Source organism: Providencia sp. (assembly GCF_052096715.1).
Taxonomy (GTDB): domain Bacteria; phylum Pseudomonadota; class Gammaproteobacteria; order Enterobacterales; family Enterobacteriaceae; genus Providencia.
This window is the reverse complement of the sequence record NZ_JBQDNB010000003.1, coordinates 193356-218312: the sequence shown is the minus strand read 5'-3', so window position 1 is coordinate 218312 and position 24957 is coordinate 193356. Positions and strand designations below refer to the sequence as shown.

The following is a 24957-nucleotide window of genomic DNA, read 5'->3' as shown; positions in this document are numbered from 1 at the left end:
AGTTCATCAACATGAAACTCAGCCTTTTCTATTGATATCTTGCCATGGCTGAATTAGTTATCTGCCACAACCTCAATACCTACATTTTTGGGAGACAAAACAGTGTCTTGTTTAAGCGAATCGTACTTCACAAACTCATCTCTTGGAAAAACAAAAACATCAATATCTTTTTCGGATCTAATTTTATCAGACACAATACTTTTTTCTGGAGCAGTTAAATTGGTTTCAACCCCCAACCAAGAGGCGAAATAATCAAACAAATTCCATTCACTTAGAGTCTCATCAAAGAACTCACGTTGAGTATCATCTGAATTAATAATAACCAGTGGTATTTGATAAGCTCCTTTAACCAGCTGCCCATGACGAATATAGAGGCTACCTTCTTTAATGAACCCTTTATAATCAGCCTCAAGTGCTGCCACATGCTGTTTATTGGCTTTCACTAACCCTTGCCCATGATCGGCAAAATATAAAATAGAGAACGGGTGTTCTCCATTTTTATTATTCTCTTGAAGTGAGCTATAAACTTCTCCGATAAAATCATCACTGAGCTTAATTGCTGAAACATAACAATTCACCAAGCTACCCCAACCGGTATCAAATTGTTCTGGATTCATACTGTAGTTATTTTTCACTAAATCACAGGAACCTTTTGGCCAGCCATCGTGATGAGGCCCCCACATATGAATAAAAATAACTTTTTCTTTATCTTTGTTATTATTAAGTGCAGCTTTAAATGCAGGTAACATTTTAAAATCATTAGTTAATTTATTGACACTATCATCAACAATAAATTTTTCTTGAACAAATAAATTATCAAACCCTACTTTATTATCCCTAACCGGTAAAAAATAGTTCGCTTTCAAAAAGTAATTAGTAAAACCGATTTCATCATCACCAAAACTCCCATTATTACCAATATAATATGTTTCATAACCTGATTTATTAGCTAAATCGACAATAGAATTATTATTGTAATACGGCTTTTCATGATGTTCTGTAATCGTATTTAAATCATTTTTAGCCAAAGCTCGCGTCAAGGTCGGTACAGTATTAGAAGCTGCACTGATAAAATTATTAAAAAATCGACCATTAACAGAAGATAGAAAAGGTGTATTTTCTAATGGATAACCATAAGCATGCATATAATTCTTATTGGTACTTTCACCGATAATCACAACTTTAATATTATATTTTGAATTATTTTTCTTAGTTATTTTAATATCATCAGCAACATTTACACCATAACAGATATCCGCATTACTTTTTGCAGCTTTAATCAGCTCTGGAGAACATGCCTTCTTATATGCTACCGAATTCTCATTAGCCTTTCCCTGGGCATATGAGGTCACAACTAAAAAAAGAGCACTATAGAGTGCGGTAATTTTGATTAACTTCATACTCAACTCCCTCATCTTTATGACATTATTATTCTTTATTAATAGGTTAAAGATTCTTTAATGGTGTATAACTAACGTTCAAATCGTCATAGCAATAAAATATCAAGAATAAATATTTCAATTTCATATAAATATATTGAAATAAAATTTCATTAAAAGACGTAAATGAAGAAATTGAGACACTGATAACAATAATTTATTATCGATTTTTCATTGTAATCTCACTGTTTTTAACAAATAAAATATAAAATAAGTTACAAATATTGTTTATAAACAAATAGTTAAAGTGCAATCCAAATTAATAATATTCGGTTTTAGTTATTAAAAACAATAAATACTGCAATTCATCGATTACATTTAGTTGTGATGCAGATCGGTTATTCAATCTTTAGTTAATATTGATTAGTGATACAGCTCTGATTTTCATCTTTCGCCTCTAGAAATCAAAATGGAACCGGTTCCATAATAGGTTATTAGCAAGAATTAGGGTCTTACCCTTTCATATTTGTCGTAGAGGAAAGTCATGAATAAAGAAGTGATTGTTGTAACCGCGGCTTATGGTGCGCAAACTGTAGCACAGTTAGGCGGGCAGCTAGCCTTATTAGAAACTATCAAGGCAGGGAAAGCTGATGGTGTTGAAATTCGCCAAGAGCTACTCCTCGCAAGTGACCATTTAACAACCATCAACAACGCCCTCAAAGCAAAACAGCTCACCGCAGTATATTCGGTGCCTGATACGTTATTTCAAAATAGCACCCCTATCAGTAGCCAGAAAATGAAAACCTATTTAGAAGATGCCAAGCAACTCGATGCACGACTATTAAAGCTCTCCTTAGGCGAGCTACCTGATAATTATGATTTAACAGAAATCATTAATTTACTAAATAGCTACCCTATTCAGTTAGTGATTGAAAATGACCAAACTGAAGTAGGTGGTCACATCGAACCTCTTCAACGTTTTTTTGCAGAAGTAACAGCAAAAAAAATGCCCATAAAAATGGCTTTTGATATGGCGAATTGGGCTTGGCAAGGTGAGGATGCACTCAGTGCTGCTCAGTATTTCGCCCCTTTAGTCGCTTATATTCATGTCAAAGCATGCCAATCCAAAGCTGGAAAAATTGTTGCCGTTTCCCTTGATGATAGTGATGGTTCATGGAAACCCGTGTTGCAAGCGCTGCCAACAAATGTGCCACGAGGTATTGAATTTCCATTAGTTAGCGATGATCTGTGTGCCATCACCGAACACTATGTTTCTCTATTAAAGGCTATCTAACATGATGAACAATAATAAATTAGATGTTGTCACTTTAGGCGAAGCCATGATGATGTTTGTCGCGACAAAAGCCGGTGAATTACATGATGTTGAGAATTTTGTACGCCGAGCCGCAGGTGCAGAACTCAATGTCGCGATAGGTTTATCGCGTATTGGTCTACGCAGTGGTTGGGTTAGTCGCCTTGGTAATGACTCATTCGGTCGCTTTATTCAATCCACCTTAGAAAAAGAAAATGTCGATTACGAATGTGTACTCATTGACGCAGAGCATCCTACGGGCTTCCAGTTGAAATCTAAAGCCGAAAATGGAACCGATCCCACTGTGGAGTATTTCCGCAAAGGCTCTGCGGCAAGTCACTTAGATCTCACTGATTTTAACGAGGACTATTTTATATCAGCTCGCCATTTGCATTTAAGCGGTGTTGCCGCAGCGCTTTCATCCACCAGCTATCAACTTTCATTATATGCCGCTAAATGGATGAGAAATGCAGGAAAAACACTGTCATTTGACCCAAACTTGCGTCCTTCCCTGTGGAAAAGTGAAGCTGAAATGGTCGAGCAATTAAACCAACTTGCATTCCACGCTAATTGGGTCCTACCGGGATTAAAAGAGGGCAAAATTTTAACCGGTTATGATAAACCAGAAGATATTGCAGATTTTTATTTATCACAAGGTGTTGATGTCGTTGTTATCAAAACAGGTGAGCAAGGGGCTTACTATAAAACCTCAGAAAATCAAAAAGGTATCGTTCCCGCCCTGCGAGTAAAACACGTGGTTGATACTGTGGGCGCTGGTGATGGCTTCGCTGTTGGCGTGATAAGTGCGCTACTCGAAGGTGAATCACTCCAGCGCGCCGTTGAAAGAGGTAATTTTGTCGGTGCCAGAGCTATCCAAGTAATTGGCGACAGTGAAGGACTACCAACTAAAGCGCAGTTACAGCAAGAAATGTCACTGTTATCCCCATCAACTTCTCCAGTCTTTGGCTAAGAAAGGAATTGATTATGACAACGAAAAAACCGGCTGCATCACGTTGGCTGTACATCATGCCAATTGTGTTCATCACATACAGCTTAGCTTACTTAGATAGAGCCAATTATAGTTTTGCAGCAGCAGCAGGGATCAACGCAGATTTAGGGATCAGCAAAGGAATGTCTTCCCTACTCGGTTCCTTGTTTTTTTTAGGCTATTTTTTCTTCCAAATTCCCGGGGCAATTTATGCCGAAAAACGCAGTGTTAGAAAGCTTATTTTTGCCTGTATTTTCTTATGGGGATTATTTGCCAGCCTAACAGGAATGGTTAGCAACATTCCGATGTTGGTCATTATTCGCTTTAGTTTGGGCGTCGTTGAAGCCGCCGTCATGCCCGCAATGCTTATTTACATTAGTAATTGGTTTACCCAATCTGAGCGCTCACGCGCCAATACCTTTTTGATTTTAGGTAATCCCGTTACTGTATTGTGGATGTCCGTGTTATCTGGCTACTTAATCCAAGCGCTTGGCTGGCGCCAAATGTTTATCATTGAAGGTGTTCCCGCTATTTTATGGGCATTCTTCTGGTGGAAAACTGCACGTGATAAACCGAGTCAAGTTAACTGGTTAAGCCAACAAGAAAAAGACGATCTCGAAAAAATCCTCAGTGATGAACAAAAAAATATCAAACCCGTTCGTAATTACCGTGAAGCCTTTAAATCACGCAATGTTGTGTTACTGTGCGCGCAATATTTCTGCTGGAGTATTGGGGTATATGGCTTTGTATTATGGTTACCGTCTATTATTCGTGGTGCGTCAGATTTAAATATGGTCGAAACGGGTTGGCTCTCTGCGGTTCCTTACCTTGCTGCGACTGTATCAATGGTTTTAGTCTCTTGGGCGTCTGACAAGATGAATAACCGCAAACTATTTGTTTGGCCAATGCTGTTAATTGGCGCCATCTGTTTCTTAGGTTCCTTCCTACTGGGCAGCTCTAACTTCTGGCTTTCTTACACTTTATTAGTCATTGCTGGTGCCGCGATGTATGCCCCTTATGGCCCGTTCTTTGCTATTATCCCTGAAATGTTACCGAAGAATGTTGCCGGCGGTGCAATGGCGTTAATCAATAGTATGGGCGCTTTAGGATCGTTCTTTGGCTCTTGGTTTGTCGGTTATCTCAATGGTGCAACGGGCAGCCCAAGTGCATCTTATATGTTTATGGGACTCGCACTGTTGGCATCCGTTTTCTTCACGATTATTGTCAAACCAAATCAAGAAAAAAATAGCGATTCCGTCATCGCTAAACATGCTTAAGGGAGATTATGATGAAAAAAAATATCGTTCTATATAAAACAATACCTGCTGACCAACTTAAGCGCTTGCAACAACATTTTAATGTCACAATTTTTGATTCCGTCAATCAGAGCAACCATGCTGATTTTCGGCGAGCCCTTGTAAATGCCGAAGGAATTATCGGCGCAAGTACCCCGATTACTGCCGATGATTTAGCAATCGCCACCAAACTAAAAGCAGCCTCAACGATTTCAGTCGGGGTTGACCAATTTGATGTTTCTGCCATGACAGCGCGTGGTATCCCATTAATGCATACCCCCAGTGTGCTCACTGAAACCACCGCAGATACTATTTTCACACTGGTTTTATGCAGTGCACGACGCATTATTGAAATGGCGGAAATGGTTAAAGCGGGTCAATGGACCAAAAGTATTGGTGAAAATCATTATGGCTGGAATGTGAGTGGAAAAACCATTGGTATCCTCGGCATGGGGCGTATAGGTTATGCAGTTGCAAAGCGCGCCCATGCAGGTTTTGGCATGTCAGTGCTCTATTATAACACCTACGACCATCCAGAAGCGGAGAGTCAGCTTAATGCACGCCGTTGTGATTTAGATACACTACTCGCTCAATCTGATTTTGTTTGCGTGGTATTACCTTTATTACCTTCAACCGAAAAATTGATTGGCAAAAAAGAACTACAAAAAATGAAGCCAAGTGCGTTCTTAATTAATGGCTCTAGAGGAAAAATTGTTGATGAGGCCGCGTTAATCGATGCCTTAGAAACGGGCGTGATCCGCGGTGCGGGCCTTGATGTTTTCGAGGTTGAGCCTTTGCCAATTGATTCAAAATTACTGACTTTGCCAAATGTTGTTGCATTACCTCACATTGGTTCTGCGACTCATGAAACCCGTTACGCAATGGTTGAATGCGCCGTTGATAACTTAATCGCCGCACTCAATGGCTGTCTAACTCATAATTGCGCCAATCCTGAAGTCAGTAAAAAGTAAGTCAAAATTCACTTACTGAATAGCTTAAATGTAACGAATAAATAAGCCCAAGAAACCGATCTTAAATCTGTCTCTTGGGCCAATAAACGTCGCATTACACGGTGATATCATTAAAGTGTTGTCGAATTACGGACAATCAGTTCGCCATTAAAGAGGTGCTGAGCGGGTGGTTTTTCTGGATTTTCCAGTTTTTCGAGCAAACATTCAACGGCTTTATGTCCCATCAGAGCAGTCGGCTGAGAAATCGACGTTATTCCCTGTCCTGCAAAAGATGCCCACTCTAAGTTATCAAAACTGAGAAAACCGATATCGGCGCCCCAATGCAAACCTTGCTGATTCAATGCATAGGCTATTTGCAATGTCAGCACACCATTCGCCGCCACAATGGCTTTACGCATCCCTCGGTGATTAGCACAGAACTCAGTAATAATCGCAGATAAACTTTCTGGTGCGGGTAATGAAATTTCGTGAAATATCCCTTTAATTTGCGGATTATTTGCTAAAACCTGTTGGAATGTTTGCAAACGTTCTTCGCGCGCACTGTTGTAGACGATAGGTTCAGTCACAAAACAGATAGCTTCGAAGCCTTGTTCTATCAGATGGTTAAAAGCTAGATTTGCCGAGGCTGGGTTATCTAGTCCAACCATGTCACAGGGGAAATTATCAATTTTTCTATCAAGTAAAACAAACGGCAATGTAGTGGATTGTAATACGTCAATAAATTGCTCATTCACCCCTGCTGAATTAATAATTAATCCATCAACTCGATAGCCTTTTAATAACTGTATAAATTGGCATTCCAACTCAATGCTATTATTGGCATTGCACACTACCGTCATAAAACCTTGTTTGATAGATTCCGCCTCAACGCCTTTTAACACCTCAACTGAGAACGGGTTACCAATATCCGCAATAATCAGCCCTATCAACCCAGTCCGCCCATGCTTTAGACTGCGAGCCATTTGATTAGGACGATAATTGAGTTCGAGGATAGCGGCTTCAATACGTTGACGTAAGTTATCTGACAATAAATGAGATTCGCCATTTAAATAACGGGAAATGCTTGTTTTGCCTGTCTGCGCTTTGGCAGCCACATCTTTTATGGTCGCAACTTTTGTTGATTTGGGTGCAATAGCCACAGATTATGTCCATAAAAAGAAAACGTTATAATCACAACATATTACCTAAGTTCGAGCAATTTTACCCGTAAAAGCGTGATTAAACTAATTTACATGAATGATACCGCACTATTAATTGACGCTATTTTAACCCACTTGATTTTTTAACCACTGGATAAAAATATCAGCTTTCGGATTACGTTTTTCATTCAATGTCGCGAAATAATAGCGCTGTTGGCATTGTAATGCCTTATCCCCAAAAGGCATTATTAACTCATTGCTTGCTAAGCGCTTTTTAACTAGCTGCTTACGACCCATGGCAACACCTGCATGATTGATGGCAGCAATAATGGCAAGATCAGAGCGATCAAAACATAAATTTCTACGATGGGAAATAATTGATAATCCGGAATATTCACTCCATGCCCGCCACTCATCATAATCAGAGTTATTACTCCAAGCTTGCCTGTCATGCAGTAAAGTACAATTTTTCAACTGATGCTGGTTATTCAGTAAATCATGTTGTTGCGCATATTTTGGACTACAAACAGGCACTATCGACTCTTGCATTAAGTCTTCACAATAAAGATTACTGTGAACGGTATCATCGTAATAAATAGCTAGGTCAATACCATATCCTCGGAAATTTACCTCATCGTTTCCCGTCAGTAAATTCAATTGAATGGACGGATATTGATAAGCAAAATCAGCAATTTTCGGCACTAACCAACACTGAGCAATAGAAGGTCGTGAATAAACCGTTAGCTCACCTGATATTTCCTGATTTTTAATATCAATAATTTCCTGATTAATATCATCAAGGTTTTTACGTAATGCCCAATAAATTCGCTCACCATCCAGTGTTAGCTCAATACGTCGATGAAAACGCGCAAATAACTTGAAACCTAGCTCAGATTCTAATGTATTTATACGATGACTGACGGCGCTGGGGGTTAATGATAATTCCTGCGCAGCAAGTGCAAAAGAACTATGCCTCGCCGCGGCTTCAAATGTATGAAGGCGCGATAATTGATGGCTAGATAAACGTTTATTCCATTGAATAAAACCAGATTGTTCAAAATGGCTTGGGGTCATCGACATATTTTTTTACTCTATCATCATATAAACGCACAATATTAAGTGAGAATAACCTATTTAAGATGAATTCATATGGTGCAAAGTACAGTCAACTTGATTTATATGATGGATATCACCCATTTGAATCAATCTATTTCATCTAAACGCTGAGTTTCATCGTTTGTCACCTCTGAATATTTATTATCCAATAGATGAACAACAACAATACAATCAGGGGTAGGATATGGACTCAACAATTTGGATGCTAGCAACCTTAGTTATCAGCATCTTACTGATCATAATCTCAATAATTAAATTTAAGTTTCATCCCTTTTTAGCCCTTTTACTCGCCAGCTTTTTTGTCGGCATTTCCATGAAAATGAATCCACTCGAAATGGTGAATGCGATTGAAAATGGAATTGGCGGCACACTCGGATTTTTAGCAGCAATTATCGGTCTCGGTACTATTCTTGGCAAAATGATGGAGATTTCCGGTGCGGCGGAGCGCATTGGCGTCACCTTACAAAAATGCCGTTGGTTAACTCCCGACGTCACCATGGTATTAATTGGCTTAATCTGTGGTATCACACTATTTGTTGAGGTTGGTGTTGTTCTATTAATTCCACTGGCTTTCTCTATTGCTAAAAAGACCAATACCTCTTTATTCAAGCTCGCTATTCCATTATGTACCGCTCTGATGGCAGTGCATTGTATCGTGCCGCCACATCCAGCAGCTCTGTTTGTCACCAACGAACTAGGCGCTGATATCGGCACGGTTATTGTCGCAGGGCTTGCCGTTGGTTTAGTCGCGTCATTAATCGGTGGCCCTCTATTTCTTAAAATAGTTGGTGCTCGCTTACCCTTTAAAACTGTACCTGAAGCATTTTCAGATATGGAAGTTCGCGAAGAAAAAGATTTACCCTCTTTAGGTGCAACATTATTTACCGTTTTACTTCCTATTGTTCTGATGCTAATTAAAACAGCAGCAGACTTAAATATGAGTAAAGATAATTCGTTATATACGTTCTTGCAATTTATCGGTAACCCAATTACCGCCATGTTTATTGCCGCATTCGTCGCTTATTACATGCTAGGTATTCGCCGTAATATGGGCATGAGCGTGCTACTAAGTAAAACAGAAGAAAGCTTTAGCTCAATAGCCAACATTTTGCTGATTATTGGTGCGGGTGGCGCATTTAATGGCATTTTAAAAGGCAGTGGATTGAGTGACTCTTTAGCCCTCGTTCTGTCTGGCATCGATATGCACCCAATCTTACTCGCTTGGTTGGTTGCAATTATTCTTCACGCTGCTGTCGGTTCTGCCACCGTAGCAATGATGGGCGCGACGGCGATTGTTGCACCATTAATGCCAATGTATCCAGAAATAAGCCCTGAGATTATGACGTTAGCAATTGGTTCAGGCGCTATTGGTTGTACCATCGTGACAGACTCTCTATTTTGGCTGGTAAAACAATACTGTAATGCCACATTAGCCGAAACATTCCGTTTTTATAGTGTCGCCACCCTTATCGCCTCATTTGTGGCACTCGGCGGCACGTTCTTACTTTCATTTGTGATTTAGAAGAGATTGAATATGACGACGATAAACATGGATAAGTTAATTACTGACTACCCTTTAGTTCAGGACTTAATCGATTTAAAACAAGTCACTTGGTTTAACCCTAAAGTGACAACGACAGAAGCCGGCTTACCTTATGTAGGTTTAACAGTGAAGGACGTTGAAGATGCACAAGCTCGCCTTAATCGCTTTGCACCTTACTTAATGAAAGCTTTTCCTGAAACACAAGTGACTCAAGGCATTATTGAGTCTGAAGTTGTGGCTATTCCCACAATGAAAGCCGCACTTGAAAAACGCTATAACACGCCAATCACCGGGAAAATTTTACTTAAAAAAGATAGCCATTTACCGATATCTGGCTCAATAAAAGCACGAGGTGGAATTTATGAAGTTCTCACTCATGCCGAAAAACTGGCTTTAAAAGCAGGATTGTTATCGACAACGGATAACTATGAAATTTTATTTTCTGATAAATTCCGTCAATTCTTTAGTCAATACAGTATCGCAGTCGGCTCAACGGGTAACTTAGGCATGTCGATTGGTATCATGAGCGCGAAATTAGGCTTTAGTGTCAGCGTGCACATGTCATCAGATGCGAGGCAATGGAAAAAAGATAAATTACGTGCCCATGGTGTTAATGTTGTTGAATATGAGCAAGATTACAGTATTGCTGTCGAAGAAGGCCGTAAAGAAGCCGAAAAAGATGCCAATTGTTTCTTTATTGATGATGAAAATTCAACCACCTTATTTTTAGGCTATGCAGTTGCGGGCTTACGCCTCAAAACACAGTTTGCAGAGCAAGGTATTGTGGTTGATAACAATCATCCACTCTTCGTTTATTTACCTTGTGGTGTCGGCGGCGGCCCTGGTGGTGTGGCTTTTGGTCTAAAACTGGTATTTGGTGATGCCGTCCACTGTTTATTTGCAGAACCGACTCATTCCCCATGTATGCTATTAGGTGTTCATACTGGTCTGCACGATGCCATTTGTGTACAAGAAATTGGCATTGATAACGTCACCGCTGCCGATGGTCTAGCTGTAGGTCGTGCATCAGGTTTTGTTGGCCGAGCCATGGAGCGTTTGATTGATGGCTACTACACCATCGATGACACCGAAATGTATAATTTATTAGGATTACTCAATCAGACGGAATCCATCAAATTAGAGCCATCCGCACTCGCAGGTATGCCAGGTGCTGTTCATGTCACTCAACATAGCGATTATCTGCAATCTAAATCGCTAACTGCTGAAAAAATGGCAAATGCAACACATTTAGTTTGGGCTACCGGGGGGGGAATGGTGCCTCAGGCTGAAATGCAACAATATTTAGCCCAAGCAAAACTGGACTAATTGATAAATTGTCACGAATATAAAGATGATTAGCTTAGTGCCCTTTCTTCTTGATTCACTAGAGAAGAAGGGGACGGTGGAATTATTGAATAAAAAGAGTATTAAATAGTTAATATAGGAACAAAAGGCCTTAACTTCCTCGATAAAACTCACATTATCTCTGCACAGCCCCCTTAAATGGGGGCACTGTATAGAGATAATGTCTTTTTAAGTTTATTGTCCCGGTAGGGGTACCAAATCGCTTTCAATATAATGTCGTACTAATGTCGCGAGCGCCATGAGTGAATCAATATGAGTTCTTTCCCAACCGTGTGAGCTGTCTAAAGCAAAACAAGCAAGTGCAGCACGGATATCCCACCCTGCATCAATGGCTGCTGCACTATCAGAACGATAATGTTTAAAAGTATCTCTAACATGAGGAATGTCATGTTGTTGGCACAATTTTAGTAAATGACGTGTTATCGCTAAATCAAAAGGCCCCGTTCTATCCCTAAAGGCTAAAGTCAGTGAATCATCACGCGTGGTTTGATCAGGCCCTGAAACAGAATTATCAATCGCTAATAATTCTTGAACTTCATCACCAAAACCATGAGTACCGCCAATCCCCACCTCTTCAGAGATAGTAAACATCAACTGGCAAGAAACCGCAGGTACCACCTTATCGTCAATCAATGATTTTAATGCTGCTAACATCACGGCACAGCCCGCTTTATCGTCTAAATGGCGAGAAACAATAAAACCGTTATCCATAAACTCAGGCTGAGCATCAACGGCAACCATATCCCCCACATTCAAACCATGCGTTTTTAAATCAGATTCATTATAACAAAGTGCATCTAAGCGAATTTCCAAGTTATCCCAATCTGCTATTTGCGTATCAACCTCAGTATTAAAACGGTGTCCTGAAGCTTTTAGGGGTAAAATGGTACCGCGATATTGATGGTCATCACTAAATACAGTGACTCTAGCCCCTTCTGCAAAGCGCGCTGCCCATGTTCCCGTGTTACGTAGAGCTAAACGCCCATTAGGCTTGAGCTGAGTCACCATCGCACCAAGCGTATCTAAATGCGCAGCAAGTGCACGTTTTGGCACACTTTCCCCTAATGTGACATGCAATACACCTCGGCGAGTGTATTGTGGTGTAAAACCTAGTTCAGTAAGCCATTGATGGGTTTGAGCCACCGCCAGTTCGGTCATACCAACCGGACTCGGTGTCAGTAAAAGTGTTTTCAATACTGAGGTCAGATATGCTTTATCTATCATTCGTTATTTACCTATCTTCACTTAAAAAACGTTCTTGTAATGTAGCTTGCAATGCCAGCATGGCTTGCTCTGCGTAATCCATATGTGCTTCCATAATCGTTTTTACTTTTAATGCATCTTTTCTACGCAGGGCATCTATCAATTGGTATTGGTAATCAATACCTTGACGACGTTCCACCGGTTCAGGTTTCAAATAAATATCTTTGCAAACCGCTAAATCCTTTAATAAACGTTGAAGAAAATGACAAATAAAGACCAAGAGCACATTGTCAGAATAGCTAGCAACAACGGCGTGAAAATCTAGCTCTGCCATTCGTTGTTTCCAACGTTCTTCTTCATCGGCTGGCTCATGATCATAGATAGCGATAGTGTCATATAATTTCTGAATCCCAGCACTATCAATATTTTCAATTGCGCTTATAGCAACCATAGGCTCTAATAATTTACGCAGCGTATAAATATCTTTGATTGAAACATCTCGCGTAAATAAGAAATTAGATAGTAAACTCATTGCCCGAGATTCAGTCATTGAATCAATAAATGCCCCGCCACCTGGCCCTGTTTTGGTTTTAATTAATCCTTGAACTTCCAGAGATTTCAACGCCTCCCTAACGGTACTTTTACTTGCACTGTATCGCTCAATCAAATCTTTTTCTTGTGGCAATCTATCACCGGGAATGAGGTTATCCGCCATAATAGTTTCTTTAATCGCATTCACAATTTCATCAGTACGTTTTATTCGAACTGTTTCTGTTATCAGCGGCTTATCTATATTCATGTTGTATTCCGACAGTGTAAAATAGAAAACGTTGTTAGCCTCGCATCATACGGATGAGTCCATCGTTATTCGTGGCGCACTGGCTAATAAATTTTGGGTATAACTGTGTTCAGGACGAGCAAAAAGGCTATTAGTATCACGACATTCTAACAAATCACCGAGATAGAGTACGGCAACTCGGTCAGCAATGGATTCCACCACGGCTAAATCATGACTAATAAACAAATATGACAACGAAAACTGTTGTTTAAGATCCTGTAATAGCAGAAGCACTTGGGCTTGCACAGAAACATCCAGTGCACTCACGGGTTCATCAAGAACTAGAATCCGTGCTTCCGCCGCCAACGCCCGAGCAATCGCTAAGCGCTGAGCCTGCCCACCAGAAAATTCATGAGGATAATAACTTAACGAATCTATCGGCATATTAACGGCATTCAGTAATTCTTCGAGCCGCCTTTGCCGTTGCGCCTTATTCATATGTTTTAAATATTTCAGCGGAATAGACAAAGTTTCACCAATCGTTTTACGTGGATTTAGTGAAGCTACGGGATCTTGAAATACGTACTGAACTGCTTGCCCAAAAGCACGGGCTCCCTGCTTTTGCCATTCACGTTGGGTCTGGCCTAAAATAGTCATGTCACCCGATGTCGCTTTTTCTAAACCCACTAAAATACGTGCTAATGTGCTCTTACCTGAGCCGCTTTCACCCACTACCGCCAGCGTTTCACCTTCATAGAGCTCTAATGAAATATTTTTTAATGCATGAACTTCTCGGCGATTAGGATGAAATAATCCGGCTGGATGACCAAATGTTTTGACCAATTGATTAACTTCAATAACTTTGTTCATCAAGCCCCCTTAATCGGTTTGGGTTTATGATTGTAAATCTCTGCCACGTGCTCAAGAAATGCCTTTCCTTCCCCAAGTTTTGGCACGCTAGCAATTAAACGCTGCGTATAAGGATGTTGCGGCTGTTGCAACACCGTTTGAGTTTGTCCTGTTTCGACAATCGAGCCTTGCTGCATGACGGCCACACGATCACAAATCTGATTAATCACAGCAAAATCATGGGTAATAAATAACAAGGCGACTCCCCGTTCACGGCGTAAGGTATTTAATAACTCTAAAATTCTAGCCTGTACGGTCACATCCAGTGCCGTTGTGGGCTCATCAGCAATAATCAGCACCGGATCATTGGCGAGTGCCATCGCAATACCAACGCGTTGACGTTGACCGCCAGATAACTCATGGGGATAAGCATGATAACGCTGAGCGGCATCTGGAATGCCAACACTTTCAAGTAATTCGATAGACTTAGTTTTTGCGGTTTGGTTAGAAATGGTTTGATGTGCAGTTATCGCTTCTTGTAATTGGACGCCCACAGTAAATTGTGGATGCAATGTTGTTAGTGGGTCCTGGAAAATATAAGAAACGCGAGCCCCACGCCGCTGCTGTAAGCTTGATAATGGTAGTGATAGCATTTCTTCACCACTGACATAAACGCCCCCAGAAGTTACCACGGCTGGCGGTGATGCTAGTAACCCCATGATTGACAATGCAGTCACGCTTTTGCCTGAACCACTTTCACCAATCAACCCTAAACACTCACCGGGCTCGACCATAAAGCTAATATTATTCACTGTTGGTCGCAGTTCATCTCCTTGACGAAATGCAATACTGAGCTCTTTGACTTCAAGCACTGCTGGACTGTTTGATGTTTGCGGTGGAATAACAGTGCGCTGCGTTTGAGTCATGGGTTGTGAACGTTGCAATGCACCAGATTTTAATCGTGGATCTAAAATGTCACGGATACCGTCGCCTAATAGATTAAAACTAATCACAATAAGAAAAATCATCACACCAGGCACTAAAGCAACATGAGGTGCCACAAACATTTGAGCTCGGCCTTGTCCTAACATTGATCCTAAATCGGCATTCGGTGGCTGAGTACCTAGCCCTAAGAATGACAAACCCGCCGTTTCTAATATCATCCAGCCTATCGTTGTCGACATAGTCACAACGATAATCGGTAGCACATTGGGCAAAACCTCAGTTAATAGCACCTGAAAATGGTTTTTCCCTGAAAGTCTCGCCGCCTGAATAAAATCTCGGTCTCGCAACCCTACGGTTAATCCACGGATATTACGCGCAAAAAAAGGAATATTGACTAAGGCAATCGCATACAAAGCATTTAATAAACCAGGACCCAAGACAGCTACAATCGCCAATGCTAATAAGATATATGGAAATGCCATCAACATATCAATACAACGCATTAATAATGTATCAGTTCGATTGCCTACATAGCCTGCGATTAAACCAATAAGCGTACCAAAAACGGCCGCAATTAAAGTGGCAGAAATTCCGACCATTAAGGAAACTCGAGTTCCCCACAATAACCGCGATAAAATATCACGACCAAGGTGATCAGTGCCTAAAACATGCCCTGAGGAAAATACCGGTAGTAATCGGTTCACTAAATCCGTTTGGTCTGGGTTAGCTAAGGGTAGCCAAGGTGCTAATAACGCACAAAACATGATGACAAGTAAAATAGCGAGTCCTATGGAGGCTAAACGATTCGCTAATAACAGCGCTCCGATTGACTGGCGCTGGCGATGTTGAATAACCGGTGTCATTAATGAGCTCATGATTTCAACCTCGGATCTAGCAATGCTTGCATCAAATCAGCAAACATATTAATAAATACATAGGAAGCCGCGGCAATCAATACCCCACCTTGAACTAAGAACAAATCACGAGTTGCAACCGCCTTCACTAGCATTGCTCCGAGCCCCGGCCACTGAAATACGGTTTCAATATAGACCGCGCCACCAAATACAAATCCGGCTTGAATACCAATAACGGGGATCACCGACACTAGCGCCATGCGAAATGCATGACGAAAAATCACTTTGCGCTCACTCAACCCTTTTGCTCTGGCAGTACGAATAAAATCAAGGCGTAAAACTTCCAACATTGCCGTTCGTGTAAGCCGTGCAATAACCCCTGTTGCGACTAAAGAAAGCGTTATGACTGGTAACACAAGATGATGCAATAAGTCACCTAAGCCACCCCCCTGCCAAATTGAGTACATACCCGACGCAGGAAACCATTGTAATTGCACCGAAAAAGCCATAATCATCAACAAACCAATCCAAAATGAAGGCATTGAGATACCAAGTAACACTGCTAAAGTGATAAATCTATCACTCCAACTAAATTGGCGAGTAGCGGAAATAATTCCTGCCAATAAACCTAAAATTGAGCTAAGTAATAACGCACATCCACCAAGGATCAGAGTGGCAGAAAAGCGCTCCAACACTTCATCAGCAACGGGGCGATTCAATACAAATGAACGACCAAAATCCCCAGACAGCAAATTTTTCATCCAAATAAAATATTGCTGATAGAGCGGTTTATCCAAACCGAGCTCTGTTTTTACCCTAGCCACATTTTCTGGCGTTGCCCAAGGCCCAAGTAATGCTTGAGCCGGATCCCCTGGGATCATCGCCATAATAAGAAAGACAATTAATGTGAGACCAATCAAGATAGGAATGGTCGCAAGAATACGTTTTAAACAATATAACCACATAGGCTTTTCCCCTGAAAATCAACTCACGACCGCGATACCTTTGAGACTTCAACCTATCGATTAGTCTTTGCGTACATCTTTGAGTAATAAATTAAAATTTGGCTGTAGCTTAAAGTGGCTAATCCTCTCGCTAGCAACTGCATTTTGTTTCCAGTTGGCAACAAATAACCAAGGGGCATCACGATGAACTATTTTTTGCACCTGACGATATAACTGAGCGCGCTCAGCCAGATCGTTACTCACTCGTGCTTTGTCCAATAACGCATCTAATTCTTTATTGCTGTAATAACCTGAATTAAAACCGCCTTTATCAGGCCATGAACCTGAATGAAGGGTCAAAAATGGTAGCGTATCAGGGTCATTAGTCATCCAAGCCATTTCAGCCATATGGGCTTGTTGAAGCCCTGAATTAACCTTCGATAAATAGGTATTCCACTCAAAAGTTTGAATTTCAACAACTAATCCCACAGCTTTTAAATCTGCCTGAATAGCCGTTGCCATCGGGATTGGGTCTAACATGCCAGACCCCCCCTCCGTGACATAGAAAACAATTTTTTGCCCTTCTGCACCCGCAGCTTTGATCAATGCTCGCGCTTTTTCTGGATCATAAGGATATGCCGTTGTTTCTTCATCAAATGCCCAGTCAAAAGCAGATGGAATTGGCCCCTCAGACACATCCGCAGATCCTTGAAGGATATATTTAACAATATTGTCTTTGTTCACAGCAAAGTTGACCGCTTGCCTAACGCGAACATCATCAAACGGCGGCAATGACGTATTTAACATGCCATACCAGACATGGGGACCTGTGGCTTCATATAACCGAAAACGCTTATCTCCTGCAAATAATGGAACATTATCCGCAGGTACTTCAACCATGGCATCTATTCCCCCTGAGAGCATTTCTGCGATACGAGTATTCGCATCGGTAATCGGTCTAAAAACCACATAATTCAAGCTAGGGCGAGTGTCCCAATAATTCTCATTCGCGGCGACAACGACACGTTGATTTGCTATCCACTCAGTAAATTTAAAGGGACCAGTTCCGCTTGGGTGACGACTAAAATTTTTATCATATTGCTTCACTGCACTCGGCGAGACAATCAATCCGGCAGGGGTGGCTAAGTTTGATAAAAAAGGCGCAAACGGCTCTTTAAGTTTAAACACCACGGTTTGGTTATCTGGCGTTTCAATTTTATCTATTGCTGAAAAGAAAAATGATAGTGGAAAAGGCCCTGTGTGATAGTACGGATGTGTATTATCGAGCATCCGTTCAAAGGTAAATTTAACCGCCTGAGCATTAAAATCACTGCCATCGTGGAATTTGACATTTTCACGTAATTTAAAGGTGTATATTTTCCCATCGTCACTTACCGTCCATGATTGTGCGAGAGATGGCTCCAAAGACAATGAACCATCACCATTACGCACAAGTCCTTCGTAAATATTCACCAGTATTCGAGAGTCATTTGCCGCCGTTGCCACTTGAGGATCTAGCGATTGAGGCTCTGCAACCTGACCCAACAATAAAACATCACTATATTTTACTGCCCATGTTGATGTTGAAAAGGCAAAGAGAAGCAAAATACTGGCTACCCAACTGCACGAACGCATTCTCATATTGATTTTCCCTGGTGTACTTTTCGCTGTGTGTTTTTATTTTCATGCTTTTTATGATGTTAAATTTATTGTTTGAAATTTATCGCATGAAATGTGTCTATTTTGTTAATTATCATTTCGATTTTTCTATTTATGATGATAAATTAACTTTCATGCAATAATTTATAATGATAAATTTGATCAATGTCTAATTTATAGGGTGTAAAATGACTTTTTCTATTGTGGCTCGCTGCCCAAAAACAGGAAAAATTGGTGCAGTAACCGCGACAGGAGGGCCTGCTGTTGGCGCCTTAGTGTTACATGGTGCAAGCCAATTAGGTGCAATAGCAACGCAAGCAATGACCAATCCAATGGCTGGAATAAACGGAATTGAGCGATTACAAGAAAAACTATCCGCCCAAGCATGCCTTGATACTCAATTAAGCCATGACACTAACCCCGCGATACGACAACTAATAGTAGTTGATGCACAAGGAGGAAGTGCAAATTGGACGGGGCAAGAATGTCTACCTTGGTGTGGTAGTTTGTCCGAGGCAAATTTAGCCATTGCAGGGAATATGTTAGCAAGTGAACAAGTTTTATTCGCACTTTATGCAACTTACCAACAAAACCCGCACTTAGATTTTGCCGATAGACTCTTGCTTGCCATGCAAGCAGGTGCAGATGAAGGCGGGGATTATCGCGGTATTCGATCCGCAGCATTAAAAATCTGGCACAACCGTAAATATGCGGATATTGATATTCGAGCAGATTGGTCTGAGCAGCCCATATCCCATTTAACGACTATTATTCATCGTGTACGTTCTCAGGATTATGCCAATTTCTTTGCACAAATTCCGACTGGGAATGAAACCAACTAAGTCAAATATAATAAATGGTCTGTATCGCTTGCTCAATTAATCATCTTTAATGATTTACATTATTAATGTTAAATAAAATTTTCGACTTAACGATTAATACATTTAAAATACAACCCCACATTAAACCCAAGGATTAAATTGAGCATTTATCATGCAAAATAGTCGTTTTAACAGAATCAATGACTCTTGATTTTATTGTTAAAAACCCATCAACACTAAGGATAAATAACCCTATCCTTTATATTTTTATTATTTAAATAACATTATCGATTCAGCTAATTATAAAAAACTCAAATTAACTACTACAATTCACCTTTTTGTGCCATTTTTGACCACTATTTAATTTTTTCACTAATCAGCACTAAATAGAAAAATAAACAAATAGAATAATGGTAAGAACAGTGAACTAATATAGTAACAAAATAAATGAGGTTTATTATTTTAATCAAATAAAATCAATATGTTATTTATTTACCTTAAATTAAAACAGATAAATGCTCGTATTTTAAACAGTATTTTTACAGCTGAAGTATAATTTAAATTAAATGACTACTTACTCATCAATTTTCAATAAATAGCTTAATCATTTCTAAAATAACAAATTTAATTAACTGTTCCTTCCTAAGTGACTTAATTTAAATTTAGCATATTCTTCTGAGGACAAATATTAGCCATCCTAATAAACTTAATGAAATATCAGCTGATACTTTGTCAAAAATAACACAAATAACTGTACACATTTAATTACAGTCGCAATTTAAAAAATATATTTACTTAATGAATGAAATTTCTTAATTGCCTGCAAACCCTTTACAGCACTGACCAAATCAATTTACTCAGACATTCATTTGACTCACTTTTATTAACAAATGCTAACCTCACTTAACAATTGCTAAATATATGATAATATAATAATCGCATTTTGAAATTATTTACTATATAAAAACTAAGATTATTATTGAGGTTATAGATGAAAATCTCGAGAAGAAAACTATTATTAGGGGTTGGTGCTGCTGGCGTATTAGCAGGGGGCGCTACAGTTATTCCAATGGTACGCAGAGAAGGTCGCTTTGAATCGACCCCATCTCGCTTACCAGCGGTAGCAGGAACAGAAGGTGCATTACCAAAAACAGCTGATGCAGTTGTTATTGGTGCGGGCCTCCAAGGGATAATGACTGCCATTAATCTTACCGAAAGAGGAATGAGCGTTGTTATCTGTGAAAAAGGCGTTGTCGGCGGTGAGCAATCAGGTCGTGCATATAGCCAAATAATTAGTTACAAAACAGCTCCAGCTATTTTTCCATTACACCACTATGGAAAAATTCAATGGACAGGAATGAATGAAAAAATCGGTGCTGATACAAGCTACCGTACTCAAGGTCGAGTAGAAGTCCCTTCTAGCGAAGAAGACCTTGAAATCTCTAAAGCGTGGATCAAAAACGCTGCGGAAAATCCAGGTTTCGATACACCATTACGTACCCGAATGATTGAAGGCGAAGAGCTAGCTAAACGCCTAGTGAACGCGCAAACGCCGTGGAAAATAGGTGGTTTTGAAGAGGATTCAGGTAGTCTTGACCCTGAAACTGTGACACCTGCGATGGCTAACTATGCAAAATCAATTGGTATTAAGATCTACACCAATTGTGCCGTTAGAGGCATCGAAACTGCGGGCGGAAAAATCTCTGATATTGTGACTGAAAAAGGTTCAATCAAAACGTCAAACGTGGTGCTAGCAGGTGGTATCTGGTCTCGCCTGTTTATGGGTAATTTAGGTGTCGATGTACCGACACTGAATGTGTACCTGTCACAGCAACGTATTAGTGGCGTTGCAGGCGCACCAAAAGGCAACGTACATCTGCCAAACGGAATTCACTTCCGTGAACAAGCAGATGGGACTTATGCGGTTGCACCACGTATATTCACTAGCTCAGTCGTGAAAGATAGTTTCTTATTAGGCCCTAGATTCATGCACCTGTTACAAGGTGGTGAGCTGCCATTAGAATTCTCTATCGGTAAAGATCTATTTAATTCCTTTATGATGGCAACTTCATGGAATTTAGACGAAAAAACACCATTCGAAGAATTCCGTACAGCAACAAACACACCAAACAATGAACATCTTGATGCGGTTCTTGAAAGATTGAGAAATGAATTCCCTGTCTTTAAAGAGTCTAAAGTTGTTGAACGTTGGGGTGGTACAGTTGCACCGACTGATGATGAAATTCCAATTATTTCAACAATCGAGCAATACCCAGGCCTCGTTATCAATACCGCAACAGGTTGGGGCATGACAGAAAGCCCAGCAGCAGGTCGATTAACAGCGGAATTGCTTATGGGTGAAAAACCGTTTATCGACCCTACGCCATACAAGCTTTCTCGTTTTAATTAATAAAATGACGCGGTTTTTACTGGGTTTCTGTTAAATTTTACAAGTAAACCATACGGCTACTCAAAATAATTCAAGTTGTCGCTAGTTGGTAAATAAAATCAGCAATGCGGCAGCTTGAAATATGAAGAGTAACACTTTGATAATGTTAAGGAGCTACATATATATGCGCTATAAAACTTTATTACTTTCTCTGCCTTTGATCTTAGGTGTAGCAAGTGCGAATGCAGCAGAAGATGTTAAACGCGTACCTGTAAAAGGATTTCCTATCTCTGAATCAGTAGAAATCAGCGCTAACAGCAACATCATTTTCCTAAGTGGAAAAGTGCCTTCAAAAATCACTAAAGATGCACCTGAAGGCGTTTTAGCGTCTTACGGTAATACCGAAGCACAAACAATCAACGTATTGAAACAAATTCAAGCAACCCTAGCAGATATGGGCTTGACGATGAATGACGTTGTTAAAATGCAAGTTTTCTTAGTCGGTGGCGACGAAACTAAAGGCGCAATGGACTTTGCTGGCTTTATGGCAGGTTACAACAAGTTCTATGAAGCTGAAAAAGTCACTAACCTACCGGCTCGCTCTACTTTCCAAGTCGCTAAACTGGCGAATCCAGCTTGGCGTGTAGAGATTGAAGTCACTGCTGTACGCACACCTAAAAAATAAGTTTTTAATGGGGGCCCAACTTGTTGAGCCTCCATTTTAGCTGTACAACTCAAAACGGTTCGCTTTATTAATTATTGATAGGATTTTTTATATTCAAGAATAAAGGTGCCGTTTTTTTTCAATCTACGTTTATTCTTTATGCTTTTCGCATCCTGCATTTAAAGCCTCAATGAAGGCTTCCAGCTCTCCCGCTTATCGTTAACATACTCAAAATTAATTAACTTTACTGCACAAGTATTTCATTCGAAACTGATAGCCTTGCGCTTACTCGGTATACTGATAAAAGTTCATCAGTCAAATCATTATGTTTGATAGAATGCGCTTAATAAAAACTAAGTTAACAATAAGAAGAGAATAAAAGGAACGGTATGATTAAAGAGTCTCTCAGGGTCCACGGCAAAAGACAGTTTGAAATTAAACAAAAGGTCTTGTTTCCACGCAAATCTAAAGAGATCCGCTATCAGGTTGAAACCTTTTTCTTTCTGCCCTCTTCTTTGCAAATTAATCCTGACCTGTATACGGCATCGAGCTTTCAACGCAGTCTAAAAAACTATATCCGGCTACGCCCTCCAATCGTTAAAATATCCTCTTTATCCGCAGAAAATGGGCTATTAGATGAATTAAAGAAATGGATGGATAACCTAGATCCCCTGACACCACCATCATTAGACGAATATGAAAATCGCTTAAAACGCTATGCATTGACCTATAAAAGAACCATTCGTCTGAATATCAAAATGGTAAATCAAAATCAACAACGTCAATCTCCCGAATATATTACGGGTTTATTAACTGATATTGAAAACTGCCTCAATCACTATCGCGCACTTACGGCTCAAGCCAAACATATCGAAGAACTTATTCACTCTAATGCATTTTCTTATTGTGATGAATTCATGTCCTATTACACCATGAATTATCTACATACTTTATTAAGTGATAAACACATTCCTCTACGAGAAGAAATTCGACACTTTTGGTATCAAGAGCTACGTTACTTACAGAAACAGTATCCTGACAGTTTTCCTCATGATGAAACTGATGCGGAATTGGTTACCTACCGCCGGAGTTTATTAAAGAAATACATTAACCGTTATCTTTATTTAGAGATTCGACATAAACGTGGTGTACCATTATTACTGCATTCTATATATGGTATTGCAGCAGCTATTTCGATGATATTTGCCACCCTTATTGCCTTTCTCTGGCAAGGAAAATATGGTGCGCTAAGTGCAAACCTGTTTCTTGCTATGGTGGTTGGTTATATCTTTAAAGATCGTCTGAAAGAGATAGGAAGAGAGCAACTTTACCGTTTATTTCAAAGATGGATACCAGATCGTCAACTGCGTATTTATCGCGAAGGTGTCAAAGCGCCGGTCGGTGTCTGTAAAGAGTCATTTCGCTTTCTTAATGAAAATACACTTTCTCCTGATATTCGGGAAATGCGCCAAAAATCGCATTGGGTAAATCTCGTTAATGTTCAACGAGTAGAAGATATTTTGTATTACCGAAAAGATGTACTTTTACACAATCGCCCCACTGTATTTGAGCAAACACAATCATCAATTGTCGATATCACTCGCTTTAATATTTCTGATTTTTTGAAATATATCGACATTAGTTATGAAGAATTAACCGTGAACGATGATGAACCCGCCATCATAGGTGAGAAAGTTTACCATATTTATATTTGTCGACGCGTTACGATGAATAAAAAGACTTACAACGAGTTAGCCAGACTGGTCGTCAATGCAGATGGTGTTAAACGATTAGAAGTACTACAACCTTTACAGGTGCTCAATACCAGTGAAAATATTGAGATTCCACCTCAGTGATAAATTAGATTAGCATTTCATTGAATTTAAACTCTTTGAGTTTCAACGTCATTATTATCTCAACACTTCGTGCTATAGCAGAGCTGTCTTCAACACGGCGTAAGTAGCACGAAGTATGATAAGAATATTAATAATAAAGAGCAATATGTTGACCATCAATCTCTTTAATATCAACTGGCGTATCAAATATATCTTCAATAATTTCTGATTTCATTATCTCTGCCGGAGAGCCGTGATATGACAGTTTTCCGGCGCTCAATGCGACAATATAATCTGAATAAACCGAGGCAAAATTGATATCGTGGATCACCAATATAATGGTTTTTCCGAGTTCATCAGCAGCACGACGTAATAACTTCATCATAATAACCGCATGCTTCATATCAAGATTATTCAGAGGTTCATCAAGTAATACATACTCAGTATCTTGGCAAAGTACCATTGCCACATAAGCACGTTGACGCTGCCCACCGGATAATTCATCTAAATAGCGGTAACGCAAATCAGATAAATTCAAAAAAGAGAGTGACTCATCAATTTTTTGTTTATCTTCAAGATTTAAACGACCTTTGGTGTAAGGGTAACGCCCAAAACCAACAAGTTCTTCAACAGTTAATCGACTCGCGAATTGATTCTCTTGACGCAAAACAGATAAACAAGTTGCGAGTTTATCACTTGGTGTCGTTGAGACATCTAAGTCGTTGACTTTGACATAGCCCCCTTCATCAGCTGTTAATAAGCGGCCAATAATAGACAATAATGTCGATTTACCTGCGCCATTAGGTCCGATGATCGAGGTAATACCGCTATTTTTAATTGTTGTTGTGACGTTATCTAAGACTTTAGTATCCTGATAACTTTTCGATATCTGACTAATTTCAATCATA

20 protein-coding genes are annotated in these 24957 nt (G+C 39.9%); 10 read left to right on the top strand and 10 right to left on the bottom strand.

Features of this window, described 5'->3' with window-relative positions:
• Positions 1-53: 53 nt before the first annotated feature.
• A complete protein-coding gene (locus tag ACTH6U_RS04085) occupies positions 54-1400 on the bottom strand; it encodes a phosphoethanolamine transferase (protein WP_441831632.1) in 1347 nt (448 codons plus the stop codon).
• A 523-nt stretch (positions 1401-1923) separates the two neighbouring features.
• Between ACTH6U_RS04085 and ACTH6U_RS04080 the strand changes: the two genes are divergently transcribed.
• Genes ACTH6U_RS04080 through ACTH6U_RS04065 form a run of 4 tightly spaced genes read left to right on the top strand, consistent with a single transcriptional unit; the run spans position 1924 to position 5945 of the window.
• Positions 1924-2673, top strand: a complete 750-nt coding sequence (locus ACTH6U_RS04080) for a sugar phosphate isomerase/epimerase family protein (protein ID WP_441831631.1) — start codon at positions 1924-1926, stop codon at positions 2671-2673.
• A 4-nt stretch (positions 2674-2677) separates the two neighbouring features.
• On the top strand, positions 2678-3661 hold the full coding sequence (locus ACTH6U_RS04075; protein ID WP_441831653.1) for a sugar kinase: 984 nt from the start codon (positions 2678-2680) through the stop codon (positions 3659-3661).
• 14 nt (positions 3662-3675) lie between these two features.
• The gene (locus ACTH6U_RS04070) at positions 3676-4956 is read left to right on the top strand and encodes an MFS transporter (protein ID WP_294103930.1); all 1281 of its coding nucleotides are present in this window, start codon (positions 3676-3678) and stop codon (positions 4954-4956) included.
• Positions 4957-4967: 11 nt separating this feature from the next.
• Positions 4968-5945: an NAD(P)-dependent oxidoreductase gene (locus ACTH6U_RS04065; RefSeq protein WP_294103932.1), complete on the top strand. Its 978-nt coding sequence runs from the start codon at positions 4968-4970 to the stop codon at positions 5943-5945.
• A gap of 110 nt (positions 5946-6055) precedes the next feature.
• On the opposite strand, the gene ACTH6U_RS04060 is transcribed toward ACTH6U_RS04065, so the two are convergent.
• Both ACTH6U_RS04060 and dsdC read right to left on the bottom strand, forming a co-directional pair.
• A complete protein-coding gene (locus tag ACTH6U_RS04060) occupies positions 6056-7084 on the bottom strand; it encodes a LacI family DNA-binding transcriptional regulator (RefSeq protein WP_441831630.1) in 1029 nt (342 codons plus the stop codon).
• 126 nt (positions 7085-7210) lie between these two features.
• Positions 7211-8164 carry a DNA-binding transcriptional regulator DsdC gene (gene dsdC / locus ACTH6U_RS04055; RefSeq protein ID WP_441831629.1) on the bottom strand — a complete coding sequence of 318 codons (954 nt, stop codon included), beginning with the start codon at positions 8162-8164 and terminating at the stop codon, positions 7211-7213.
• 220 nt (positions 8165-8384) lie between these two features.
• On the opposite strand from dsdC, the gene dsdX reads away from it, so the two are divergent.
• Positions 8385-9722 carry a D-serine transporter DsdX gene (dsdX, locus tag ACTH6U_RS04050; RefSeq protein ID WP_294103938.1) on the top strand — a complete coding sequence of 446 codons (1338 nt, stop codon included), beginning with the start codon at positions 8385-8387 and terminating at the stop codon, positions 9720-9722.
• A 12-nt stretch (positions 9723-9734) separates the two neighbouring features.
• Positions 9735-11069: a D-serine ammonia-lyase gene (locus ACTH6U_RS04045; protein ID WP_441831628.1), complete on the top strand. Its 1335-nt coding sequence runs from the start codon at positions 9735-9737 to the stop codon at positions 11067-11069.
• Positions 11070-11282: 213 nt separating this feature from the next.
• Here the strand turns inward: ACTH6U_RS04045 and ACTH6U_RS04040 are convergent, their stop codons facing one another.
• The 6 genes from ACTH6U_RS04040 to ACTH6U_RS04015 are packed head-to-tail and all read right to left on the bottom strand — an operon-like array spanning position 11283 to position 18322.
• Entirely contained in the window at positions 11283-12332 is a 1050-nt protein-coding gene (locus ACTH6U_RS04040; RefSeq protein ID WP_441831627.1) for an osmoprotectant NAGGN system M42 family peptidase, read from the bottom strand.
• A 7-nt stretch (positions 12333-12339) separates the two neighbouring features.
• Positions 12340-13110: a FadR/GntR family transcriptional regulator gene (locus ACTH6U_RS04035; RefSeq protein ID WP_294104420.1), complete on the bottom strand. Its 771-nt coding sequence runs from the start codon at positions 13108-13110 to the stop codon at positions 12340-12342.
• A 45-nt stretch (positions 13111-13155) separates the two neighbouring features.
• Positions 13156-13959, bottom strand: coding sequence for an ABC transporter ATP-binding protein (locus ACTH6U_RS04030; protein WP_434719785.1), 804 nt, complete (start codon positions 13957-13959; stop codon positions 13156-13158).
• The gene (locus ACTH6U_RS04025) at positions 13959-15758 is read right to left on the bottom strand and encodes an ABC transporter permease subunit (RefSeq protein ID WP_434719784.1); all 1800 of its coding nucleotides are present in this window, start codon (positions 15756-15758) and stop codon (positions 13959-13961) included. Before ACTH6U_RS04025 ends, ACTH6U_RS04030 begins: the two co-directional genes overlap by 1 nt.
• Positions 15755-16702, bottom strand: a complete 948-nt coding sequence (locus tag ACTH6U_RS04020; protein ID WP_336429210.1) for an ABC transporter permease — start codon at positions 16700-16702, stop codon at positions 15755-15757. The genes ACTH6U_RS04025 and ACTH6U_RS04020 overlap by 4 nt, the downstream gene beginning before the upstream one ends.
• A gap of 60 nt (positions 16703-16762) precedes the next feature.
• Entirely contained in the window at positions 16763-18322 is a 1560-nt protein-coding gene (locus ACTH6U_RS04015) for an ABC transporter substrate-binding protein (RefSeq protein WP_294103947.1), read from the bottom strand.
• Positions 18323-18528: 206 nt separating this feature from the next.
• On the opposite strand from ACTH6U_RS04015, the gene ACTH6U_RS04010 reads away from it, so the two are divergent.
• The 4 genes from ACTH6U_RS04010 to ACTH6U_RS03995 all read left to right on the top strand — a co-directional run bounded on the left by ACTH6U_RS04010 (position 18529) and on the right by ACTH6U_RS03995 (position 24070).
• Positions 18529-19182, top strand: a complete 654-nt coding sequence (locus ACTH6U_RS04010) for a DUF1028 domain-containing protein (protein ID WP_294103948.1) — start codon at positions 18529-18531, stop codon at positions 19180-19182.
• 970 nt (positions 19183-20152) lie between these two features.
• Positions 20153-21571: an NAD(P)/FAD-dependent oxidoreductase gene (locus ACTH6U_RS04005; protein WP_441831626.1), complete on the top strand. Its 1419-nt coding sequence runs from the start codon at positions 20153-20155 to the stop codon at positions 21569-21571.
• A gap of 163 nt (positions 21572-21734) precedes the next feature.
• The gene (locus ACTH6U_RS04000) at positions 21735-22235 is read left to right on the top strand and encodes a RidA family protein (RefSeq protein WP_294103950.1); all 501 of its coding nucleotides are present in this window, start codon (positions 21735-21737) and stop codon (positions 22233-22235) included.
• 368 nt (positions 22236-22603) lie between these two features.
• Positions 22604-24070, top strand: a complete 1467-nt coding sequence (locus tag ACTH6U_RS03995; RefSeq protein WP_336429215.1) for a hypothetical protein — start codon at positions 22604-22606, stop codon at positions 24068-24070.
• 127 nt (positions 24071-24197) lie between these two features.
• On the opposite strand, the gene ACTH6U_RS03990 is transcribed toward ACTH6U_RS03995, so the two are convergent.
• Positions 24198-24956: an iron ABC transporter ATP-binding protein gene (locus ACTH6U_RS03990; RefSeq protein ID WP_294103952.1), complete on the bottom strand. Its 759-nt coding sequence runs from the start codon at positions 24954-24956 to the stop codon at positions 24198-24200.
• Between the last annotated feature and the right edge of the window lies 1 nt (position 24957).

Excerpts from the sequence above, each read along its gene's own strand:
- ACTH6U_RS04085 (WP_441831632.1), bottom strand. The coding sequence starts at position 1,400 with ATGAAGTTAATCAAAATTACCGCACTCTATAGTGCTCTTTTTTTAGTT.
- ACTH6U_RS04080 (WP_441831631.1), top strand. The coding sequence starts at position 1,924 with ATGAATAAAGAAGTGATTGTTGTAACCGCGGCTTATGGTGCGCAAACT.
- ACTH6U_RS04075 (WP_441831653.1), top strand. The coding sequence starts at position 2,678 with ATGAACAATAATAAATTAGATGTTGTCACTTTAGGCGAAGCCATGATG.
- ACTH6U_RS04070 (WP_294103930.1), top strand. The coding sequence starts at position 3,676 with ATGACAACGAAAAAACCGGCTGCATCACGTTGGCTGTACATCATGCCA.
- ACTH6U_RS04065 (WP_294103932.1), top strand. The coding sequence starts at position 4,968 with ATGAAAAAAAATATCGTTCTATATAAAACAATACCTGCTGACCAACTT.
- dsdC (WP_441831629.1), bottom strand. The coding sequence starts at position 8,164 with ATGTCGATGACCCCAAGCCATTTTGAACAATCTGGTTTTATTCAATGG.
- dsdX (WP_294103938.1), top strand. The coding sequence starts at position 8,385 with ATGGACTCAACAATTTGGATGCTAGCAACCTTAGTTATCAGCATCTTA.
- ACTH6U_RS04045 (WP_441831628.1), top strand. The coding sequence starts at position 9,735 with ATGACGACGATAAACATGGATAAGTTAATTACTGACTACCCTTTAGTT.
- ACTH6U_RS04040 (WP_441831627.1), bottom strand. The coding sequence starts at position 12,332 with ATGATAGATAAAGCATATCTGACCTCAGTATTGAAAACACTTTTACTG.
- ACTH6U_RS04035 (WP_294104420.1), bottom strand. The coding sequence starts at position 13,110 with ATGAATATAGATAAGCCGCTGATAACAGAAACAGTTCGAATAAAACGT.
- ACTH6U_RS04030 (WP_434719785.1), bottom strand. The coding sequence starts at position 13,959 with ATGAACAAAGTTATTGAAGTTAATCAATTGGTCAAAACATTTGGTCAT.
- ACTH6U_RS04025 (WP_434719784.1), bottom strand. The coding sequence starts at position 15,758 with ATGAGCTCATTAATGACACCGGTTATTCAACATCGCCAGCGCCAGTCA.
- ACTH6U_RS04020 (WP_336429210.1), bottom strand. The coding sequence starts at position 16,702 with ATGTGGTTATATTGTTTAAAACGTATTCTTGCGACCATTCCTATCTTG.
- ACTH6U_RS04015 (WP_294103947.1), bottom strand. The coding sequence starts at position 18,322 with ATGAGAATGCGTTCGTGCAGTTGGGTAGCCAGTATTTTGCTTCTCTTT.
- ACTH6U_RS04010 (WP_294103948.1), top strand. The coding sequence starts at position 18,529 with ATGACTTTTTCTATTGTGGCTCGCTGCCCAAAAACAGGAAAAATTGGT.
- ACTH6U_RS04005 (WP_441831626.1), top strand. The coding sequence starts at position 20,153 with ATGAAAATCTCGAGAAGAAAACTATTATTAGGGGTTGGTGCTGCTGGC.
- ACTH6U_RS04000 (WP_294103950.1), top strand. The coding sequence starts at position 21,735 with ATGCGCTATAAAACTTTATTACTTTCTCTGCCTTTGATCTTAGGTGTA.
- ACTH6U_RS03995 (WP_336429215.1), top strand. The coding sequence starts at position 22,604 with ATGATTAAAGAGTCTCTCAGGGTCCACGGCAAAAGACAGTTTGAAATT.
- ACTH6U_RS03990 (WP_294103952.1), bottom strand. The coding sequence starts at position 24,956 with ATGATTGAAATTAGTCAGATATCGAAAAGTTATCAGGATACTAAAGTC.